11 protein-coding genes are annotated in these 7,709 nt (G+C 39.7%); 4 read left to right on the forward strand and 7 right to left on the reverse strand.

Annotation, left to right across the window (positions count from 1 at the left end; all coding sequences use genetic code 11):
• Nucleotides 1-207 (forward strand): hypothetical protein (locus tag JUI58_RS19880; RefSeq protein WP_204105554.1); only part of this gene is annotated, 207 nt, incomplete at its 5' end.
• 92 nt (nt 208-299) lie between these two features.
• Nucleotides 300-905, forward strand: coding sequence for a Uma2 family endonuclease (locus JUI58_RS19885; protein WP_204105555.1), 606 nt, complete (start codon nt 300-302; stop codon nt 903-905).
• Nucleotides 906-938: 33 nt separating this feature from the next.
• On the opposite strand, the gene JUI58_RS19890 is transcribed toward JUI58_RS19885, so the two are convergent.
• The gene (locus tag JUI58_RS19890; protein ID WP_204105556.1) at nt 939-1,712 is read right to left on the reverse strand and encodes a Uma2 family endonuclease; all 774 of its coding nucleotides are present in this window, start codon (nt 1,710-1,712) and stop codon (nt 939-941) included.
• A 201-nt stretch (nt 1,713-1,913) separates the two neighbouring features.
• Between JUI58_RS19890 and JUI58_RS19895 the strand changes: the two genes are divergently transcribed.
• Nucleotides 1,914-3,077: a hypothetical protein gene (locus JUI58_RS19895; protein WP_204105557.1), complete on the forward strand. Its 1,164-nt coding sequence runs from the start codon at nt 1,914-1,916 to the stop codon at nt 3,075-3,077.
• A gap of 3 nt (nt 3,078-3,080) precedes the next feature.
• A complete protein-coding gene (locus JUI58_RS19900; protein ID WP_204105558.1) occupies nt 3,081-5,561 on the forward strand; it encodes a tetratricopeptide repeat protein in 2,481 nt (826 codons plus the stop codon).
• 109 nt (nt 5,562-5,670) lie between these two features.
• Here JUI58_RS19900 and JUI58_RS19905 read toward each other — a convergent pair whose 3' ends face one another.
• The 6 genes from JUI58_RS19905 to ndhM all read right to left on the reverse strand — a co-directional run.
• On the reverse strand, nt 5,671-5,820 hold the full coding sequence (locus JUI58_RS19905; protein ID WP_204105559.1) for a hypothetical protein: 150 nt from the start codon (nt 5,818-5,820) through the stop codon (nt 5,671-5,673).
• Nucleotides 5,811-6,077 (reverse strand): type II toxin-antitoxin system prevent-host-death family antitoxin, encoded by a 267-nt coding sequence (locus JUI58_RS19910; RefSeq protein WP_204105560.1) that lies wholly within the window; start codon nt 6,075-6,077, stop codon nt 5,811-5,813. Before JUI58_RS19910 ends, JUI58_RS19905 begins: the two co-directional genes overlap by 10 nt.
• A gap of 141 nt (nt 6,078-6,218) precedes the next feature.
• Nucleotides 6,219-6,530: a hypothetical protein gene (locus JUI58_RS19915; RefSeq protein ID WP_239121599.1), complete on the reverse strand. Its 312-nt coding sequence runs from the start codon at nt 6,528-6,530 to the stop codon at nt 6,219-6,221.
• A 7-nt stretch (nt 6,531-6,537) separates the two neighbouring features.
• The gene (locus JUI58_RS19920) at nt 6,538-7,104 is read right to left on the reverse strand and encodes a DUF433 domain-containing protein (RefSeq protein WP_204105561.1); all 567 of its coding nucleotides are present in this window, start codon (nt 7,102-7,104) and stop codon (nt 6,538-6,540) included.
• A gap of 71 nt (nt 7,105-7,175) precedes the next feature.
• Nucleotides 7,176-7,397, reverse strand: coding sequence for a DUF6737 family protein (locus JUI58_RS19925; protein ID WP_204105562.1), 222 nt, complete (start codon nt 7,395-7,397; stop codon nt 7,176-7,178).
• Nucleotides 7,398-7,401: 4 nt separating this feature from the next.
• Nucleotides 7,402-7,709 (reverse strand): NAD(P)H-quinone oxidoreductase subunit M (gene ndhM, locus JUI58_RS19930; protein WP_204105563.1); only part of this gene is annotated, 308 nt, incomplete at its 5' end.

The raw sequence follows: 7,709 nt of genomic DNA on the forward strand, positions 1-7,709 counted from the left end.
CCTGTAATTCCGCCGCATAAACGCGAATGTGGCGCGTGGTTGATTTTAGAAGCATCAGAATTTTTTCTCCGAATGAAATTGCGCGTTATTCCCATCAAGGTATTCTACCCGTTTTTGGTAGAGTTAAACCAAGTATGGGGAATCGGTTATTTCCGACGTGGCAAGGCTTTTGAAAACTTGCTACTGCAGTTCACAAACTTACAATAACTCAAGATCGTAACCAAACTGAGTCATTTTCAATTAGTTACTTAGATTGTTTTTGTTGCTATTGTTAGCAAATATTAAGTTTAGATAAACTCATGACCTACACCCTATCCAAATTACTCAACTTTGCAGAATTTATCGGTCAGTATGGGGATAATACGCGCTACGAGCTTATTGATGGAGAACTCAGAGACATGGAACCAACGGGACCTCATGAAGCCGTTGCAGGGAATATTGCTGGAAGAATTTATGTCGAGATTTTTCGTTCTCATTTCAATTGGTTAATTCCCAAAAATTGTTTGATCAAACCCCTTTATGCTGAAGCAACGGCTTTGCGTCCCGATGTTATTGTCTTGGATCGAGCCGAATTGAGTCAAGAACCTCTCTGGCAAAAAGAACCTATTATTTGTAATGGGAATACCATTCGCCTCGTCGCTGAAGTGGTCAGTACCAATTGGCAAGATGATTATGCTAGAAAAGTGGAAGAATATGCTTTTTTAAATATTCCAGAATACTGGATTGTAGACTTTAGAGGTTTGGGAGGCTTGCAATTTATTGGCAATCCCAAGCAACCCACTTTGACAATTTGTCAATTAGTTAATGGTATTTACCAGCAGCAACAATATCGCTTGGGAGAAGCTATTTCTTCTTACCTATTTCCCGATTTACAACTCAAACTCGATGATATTATGCCTGCTTGAAATCTTGATAAGGTCGCGATCGCGCCCTCAAAATCAAGGTAAACTATTAGGATCGACACCTAATTGTAAGAGACGATCTCTTAATTTTTGTAAATCAGATTCAGCGCGATCGGCTCTTTCCTTTTCAAGGTTAGCTCTTGTTCGTTCTCGTTCCTTTTCTTGGCATTCTCGTTCTTTCTCCATTTCTTCGCGATCGGCACGTTCATCGGGAGTCGGAATCCAATTTCCTTGACTATCATAAAACCGCAACCACCGTCCCTCTACTCCTTCATAACTCCCTTGCCATAATCCCACACCTAACCCCAATTCTTCTAACCACAATCTTCCCTCCGATAACTCTAATGCTTCGTATTTTCCCGATCGCCAAACAAAACCACGAAACCGATTTTCATAGCGATCGTAGATGAGATAGTAGGGAATTTGGAGAATGTCTTCATAAACTTCCCATTTTGTCGGTCGCGTTTCCTGCTTGCGTTTAGTTTTTCCCAAGTCCTCATTTTCTGTACCTGGAGAAGACAATTCTACGACTAAAAACGGATTGACTTCTTCTTCCCAGATCACATAACTTAGGCGTAATTCTTGTTGATTTGTGCTGCGTCTTGCCCCTAATACCAAAAACCAATCTGGTCGCTTATACCATCTCGGATTTTCGCGATCGTAGTAAAGATTGAGATCGCTGGCAACAAAATAATCTTCTCGAAGATAATGGGGAGATTGACAGGTCTTTTTCAGGAGATCGGGTTGAAAGTCGTGAAATTCGTCGGGCAAACCTGGTTCCTCCGGGTTTTCGCTGGGTAAATCGTACATGGTGGGCAGGGATTTCTGCCTTGGGTAAGAGGGTTGAAGTTGAACCATGAGAGAAGGGTGGGGAAGGTCTCAAAACAAGTGTACCTTAAAGAATCAGAGAAATCGAGTTGCTGCTTCTTCTCCAAATACGGTTAAATTTTTAGGTTTGCATTGCGCGATCGCGTTACCTTAGAGATAATAGAGAGCAAGGAAATCGATAATATGAGAGCAAATCCGGGGGGTGAAATTGCACCTGATGAAATTATTGGTCGCGATCGCTTAATTGAGCGATTGTGGAGGGTTTTAGAGCGGCAAAGTCTCATTTTGAGTGCAGAACGACGAATGGGTAAAACCTGTGTTATTCGTAAAATGAAAGCGGAACTTCCTGCTAATAAGCTGGCGATCGTTCGCGATGTTGAAGATGTGCGATCGCCGTTAGAATTTGTGGAGGTAGTTTTGCAAGATGTCGAAGAATATTTGCGAAAATCTAACCAAATTGCACGAAAAGCACGCAGTGTATTGAAAAACTTGAACGGTATGGAATTGAAAGGAATGGGATTTGGGATTAAGCTCCCCGATTCTGCTGCCTCTCATTGGAAAATATTGCTAACCCAAACAATTGAGGATTTGTTAGACAATCAAAAAGATGTTCGCACGATCTTTTTTTGGGATGAAGTGCCGTATATGCTTCGCAACATGAGTGATGAAGATGCAATGGAGGTATTGGATGTATTACGCCGTCTCCGGCAAGATTATGGAACTCTGAGAATGGTTTTTACGGGATCGATTGGGCTGCATCATGCGATCGACAAGTTGAGAAAAGTGGGTTATACCAATGCACCCACAAATGATATGTATTTTATGGATGTTCCGTCTTTATCGGAAGAAGATGCAACGGATTTAGCAACTCGTCTCATTCAAGGAGAAAATATCCCTACTTTTGACGTTCAAATGCAAGCAAAGGATATTGCACAGATGGTCAATTGCATCCCTTTCTATATTCATCATCTCATTGATATTTTTGTGGAGCGAAAAAATACAATTAATGAGAATACAGTCCAAGCAATAATTGACGATTGCTTGCGCGATCCTGACAGTCGATGGCAAATGCGCCATTATCAAGATCGCATCGAAAGCTATTACAGTCTGGAACAACAGAGATATGCGCTGAATTTACTCGATGTTTTGGCAGAGTCCGACGATCCTTTATCTTTGCCGGAGTTGTGCGATCGCATTCAGTCCGATCCCGATACTTCTAATAAGGAAAAGACGCGAAAAGTCTTAGATTTATTGGCAAAGGATTACTATATTATCAAAGGAAAAAATCTTAAATATGAGTTTCGTCTCGATCTGATCAAACGCTATTGGCAGTTATCGCGAGGGTAAAAGATGCAAGCACAATATATTTCCCATTTTACACCCCGTTCTATGTCGCCAGAAATCTTAGAGGCGATTTTCGTTCAGCGCAAGCGTTACGATTTGGCAGAGCGTTTAATTGAGTTAATTCGCGAGAGTGCATTGACTGAAAATAAGCATTATCGGTTATTGGTTGGTAATCGAGGTATTGGCAAAACCCATCTCATTTCTTTGATTTATCATCGTCTGGTTAAGATAGAGGAGCTTCAGGAACAATTGCTCATTGCTTGGTTGCCAGAGGAGGCTTATCGAATTGATTCGTTTTTAGAGTTTTTAATGGCAATTTTTGAGGCATTGAAGGAGGAATATCCCGAAGAGTATGAAGTCAAGTTACAGGAGAAAGTAGAGTTACTATATCAATTATCTTTTGAAGAGCAAGAGTACAAAGCCAAAGAAATATTAAGAGAGTTTGTAGGGAAGAAAACACTTTTACTTTTAATTGAAAATTTGAATATGGTTTTTGAAGGATTGGAGATACAAGGACAGCATCAACTCAGAGCATATTTATACAATCATAAATTTTGTACTATTTTGGCAACCTCGCAAAGTCTTTTTAAGGAGGTTAAGTTTAAAGAATACCCTTTTTACCGATTTTTTTGCCCTCATCATTTAGAGGACTTGTCTTCCGACGAAGCGGCAGATCTATTAGCAAATATTGCTCGGTTGAATAAAGATATAAAGTTAGAAGCGTTTTTACAATCTTTGACAGGGAAGGAAAGAGTTAAAGCGGTGCATCATTTGGCGGGAGGAAATCCACGAATTTATATTGTTTTTTCTGGTTTTCTATCGCGGGAGTCTTTAGATGAGTTAGTTCCAGCTTTTATGAAAATGTTGGATGAGTTGACTCCTTATTATCAAGAACGAATGCTATCTCTGGCAGTTCGACAGCGAAAGATTATCAATTTTCTCTGCGATCGACGTTATGCGTGTTTATTGGAAGATATTGCTCGATACTGTTTACTCGATCCGCAATCTGCCAAGGAGGAGTTGAGAGAATTACAGAATAAGGGTTATCTGCGAGTAGAAGAAATTGGACGAGAACAATTTTATGAGTTACGAGAACCCTTGTTACGGTTTTGTTTAGAGATGAAGAAGCAACGGAACAAACCGATCCAGTTGTTTGTAGATTTTTTGCGGCTGTGGTATTCAGAGGAGACGTTGGAAGAGTATCTAGATTTACTTCCCGAAGATGGAATTGAGAGAGAGTATATTTTGAAAGCATTAAGAGAACGAGATACAGATAGCGAAGATCCTAAAATTGCATTTTTGATGGAAGAATATGAAAATCATCTCGATAAAGATGAAATTACTGAGGCTTTAAAATTAACAGAAAAGCTGATTGAAATCCGAGGTCATGCTTGGGATTTTTTTAGTCAAGGGTATTGTTTGGATGAATTAGAACGATATCAAGAGGCAATAGCAGCTTATGATAAGTCATTTGAACTTGAAGAAAATGCAGACACTCAGTTCAGTCGTAGTATAACTTTAACAAAACTCAGAAATTATGAAGAATCACAATTGTCTTACAAATCAAATTCTCAATCTCTCCAAGCAGAACTAAGTCGTATTTTTACACTACAGAAAATAGGAAGATATAAAGAAGCTCTTCAGGACTGCGATCGCGCACTGAAATTAAATCCTCAATCTCTCAAAATATGGCTAACTCGTATTTTTATACTACAGAAAATGGGAAGATATGAAGAAGCTCTTCAGGACTGCGATCGCGCTCTAGAATTAAATCCGAAATCTCTTCAAGTACGGCTGAGTCGTATTTTTACGCTGAGAGAAATGGGAAGATATAAAGAAGCTCTTCAGGACTGCGATCTCGCTCTAGAATTAAACCCTCAATCTCTTCAAGTACGGCTGAGTCGTATTATTACGCTGAGAGAAATGGGAAGATATGAAGAGGCTCTTCAGGATTGCGATCGCGCTCTAGAATTAAATCCGAAATCTCTTCAAGTACGGCTGAGTCGTATTTTTACTTTACAGAGTATGGAACAATACGAACAAGCATTAGAGTCTTATCAATATATTCTCGATCTCAATTCTCCATTTCCTCGAAAGTTAGGGAAAATGATGTTTGACTCATTCAAAACTGTACAAAATACAATCATATTCAAAAGATATCTTGTTAAGCTCCTGAATCTTTTTGATCGATATCAAGTTGGTTCGCTTTTAAAGAGAGGGCTTACTCGCAGTATTCCTATGTTAATGTCACCCAATCTGAATAATGAAAAAGTGCGAATTTGGCTAGAAATCTGGCTAGAGCTTGTCGGAAATCGCCCCGAATTTGAACTCCCTTTGCGATTGCTCTCTAAAGCCATTGAATATAAAGAGAAAAACCGCGATCCTCGTGTCCTCCTCACCCTTCCTCTCGAAGAACGACAAATTCTCAAACCTCTTCTAGAAACTGATTCTAATGACTCTCATTCAGTTAGTTTGAACGACATTTAAAGCCCTTCAAAATTTCAATTTGCAAAATTGGCGATCTTCTGGTAACATGGGCATGGTTTGGTTGATAGGTCTGTCCGAAATGCGGATCGCTTGTATTTGAGAAATTCAATTATAAATCTTCTAACTTCTTTTCCAGAATGGCATAGATATCGTCGCGATCGCCTTCTCGACGCAAACCCAAACCAATAATGATTACAACGACGCGATCGCGATCGACGCGATAAACAATGCGATAACATTGATTCTCTTTTATTCCCAACCTAATTGTTTTTTTGCTTCCTCCCAACTAACTCGCTTCCCTTCGCGATCCTCTTGGATTCCTGCTTTCAATTGAGTGCTAAATTCCGCATCGGACAATATTTCCAAAGTTTCAAGCAGAGACGTATATAATTCATAGCTGAGAGCAACCATGACAGGCTTGCCATTTTCGACGATCGCGATCGGTTCTTCTCCCGTACTATTAGAGAATTCAGTAATTTTTGTGCCGATCTCGGACAGGTCAATTGTTTTATACATTATTTATTTTTCAATCCTTCAGGGAGATTGATTCAATTAATCCACAGTATAACATCAAAACTATTCTAAGTTAGGTAGAGATAGCATTGCTAATCGGTTTAATAGTTAGAAAGAGGAAGGGAATAGCGATCGCCTCTTGAGTCAGTAAACAATATTTTGCCATTCCTCTGCCTCTGCAAACAAGCGCAAATGCTTAACATTAGTGGTACTAATAACCACATAACGCCCTGGAAAACTCTCAGACAGTAAACGCCAATGTGCCGCAATAATCATATCAATGTCAATGTTTTTCTCATTTGCCGTCGGTTGACCTTGTAGACGTGCTTCAGCCCAAAACTCAGCCGCTAACTCTACAACAGCGCGATCGACCTCAAGAAAATCAATAAAATTTGCGATCGCTTCTAGTTTTTTGATTCCTTTTGGTGTTCCTCCAGATATTACCGAGAAAAACAATCATAAATTATGAAAATAACTTGCGAGAACGATTTTCGTCAATAATTGTCTTGGCCATTTCCCATGTTTTTCTTGCTGCTTCTAACTCCTCTTCTGTTAGCTTTTCTTCACGCCAAGCACGAAGCATCTCGATACCTTTTTGATTAATTTTAATTTGCTCTTTTCTGGTTCTACCATAATTTTTGAGAGACGCAACTAAAGAGCCTCTTGGTTCGGGATATTCAACATCCCCATTCTCATCCCATTTCTTTCTTTTATCTGCCTCCATTTCTGCTCTAATTTTACGCAATCTAAGCATCGTTGGAGTAGGATTAAGTTGTTGTTGTTTCCATTGTTCGTGTTCCCGTTCCAACCCATCAGTAATATATTGGCTGACAGATTCTTTGTTATGCAGATAATAAAGAATTGCTGCATAAACCTGTTCTAAAGTAATGCTAGAGAAACAACTAACAATTTCCTCGGGGGTGCGACTGCGATAAAGATATTCGTAGAGAACATTTTCAATTCCCACTCGCGTACCTTTCAGGCGAATATCATCGGGACGTTGAAAATCAAAATAATCTTCTAATTGCATGGTTGGATTTTCAATTCTGTTCTTCCTATTTTAACCGATCGCCTCTCGGTTAGCGAAGTAAAAGGCGATCGCTAATCTGTAATATTTCCTGATTCCTTCGTTTCCTGTGATTCTCGAAACATCCTTGGTACGAGAATCAAAAACAAAAGCCACCACAATAAAATAGGTACAGTGACGAAAGCAGTCAGCCAAAGCGATCGCAGCAGCAACCAACTCCCCGCGATCGCCACAACTCCCGTTAATAAAATCGACCAAGGCTGACACCACCAAGGCTTATAATCCCAAAAATTCATGCTTTTAATATTTTCCGTCGCTATCGGGACTTTCCAACCGGGGTAGCCCCATACTATAATTAGTGACGCGACCTTGCAGATTGTAACTAATCTGGCCGCCTTGCAAGAGAGAACGAATCAGATGTTCAAGATCAGAACCAATGCGGCGAAGATTGTATTCCGTCAAATCCTCACCATTATAGGATTCAACCAGATCGTCAAAGGTTCGATACACCCGTTGCAGAGAATCTTCATTCCAGTTAAATTCATTGTCAGGATCAATATCAAGGGTGAGAACCTTATTGCTCTCAACGAAATCATCATCCTGTAATT

The sequence above is a fragment of the Spirulina sp. CCY15215 genome, assembly GCF_016888125.1.
GTDB lineage: Bacteria > Cyanobacteriota > Cyanobacteriia > Cyanobacteriales > Spirulinaceae > CCY15215.

Coding starts and splice junctions, on each gene's coding strand:
- JUI58_RS19885 (WP_204105555.1), top strand. CDS start 300: ATGACCTACACCCTATCCAAATTACTCAACTTTGCAGAATTTATCGGT.
- JUI58_RS19890 (WP_204105556.1), bottom strand. CDS start 1,712: ATGTACGATTTACCCAGCGAAAACCCGGAGGAACCAGGTTTGCCCGAC.
- JUI58_RS19895 (WP_204105557.1), top strand. CDS start 1,914: ATGAGAGCAAATCCGGGGGGTGAAATTGCACCTGATGAAATTATTGGT.
- JUI58_RS19900 (WP_204105558.1), top strand. CDS start 3,081: ATGCAAGCACAATATATTTCCCATTTTACACCCCGTTCTATGTCGCCA.
- JUI58_RS19910 (WP_204105560.1), bottom strand. CDS start 6,077: ATGTATAAAACAATTGACCTGTCCGAGATCGGCACAAAAATTACTGAA.
- JUI58_RS19920 (WP_204105561.1), bottom strand. CDS start 7,104: ATGCAATTAGAAGATTATTTTGATTTTCAACGTCCCGATGATATTCGC.
- JUI58_RS19925 (WP_204105562.1), bottom strand. CDS start 7,397: ATGAATTTTTGGGATTATAAGCCTTGGTGGTGTCAGCCTTGGTCGATT.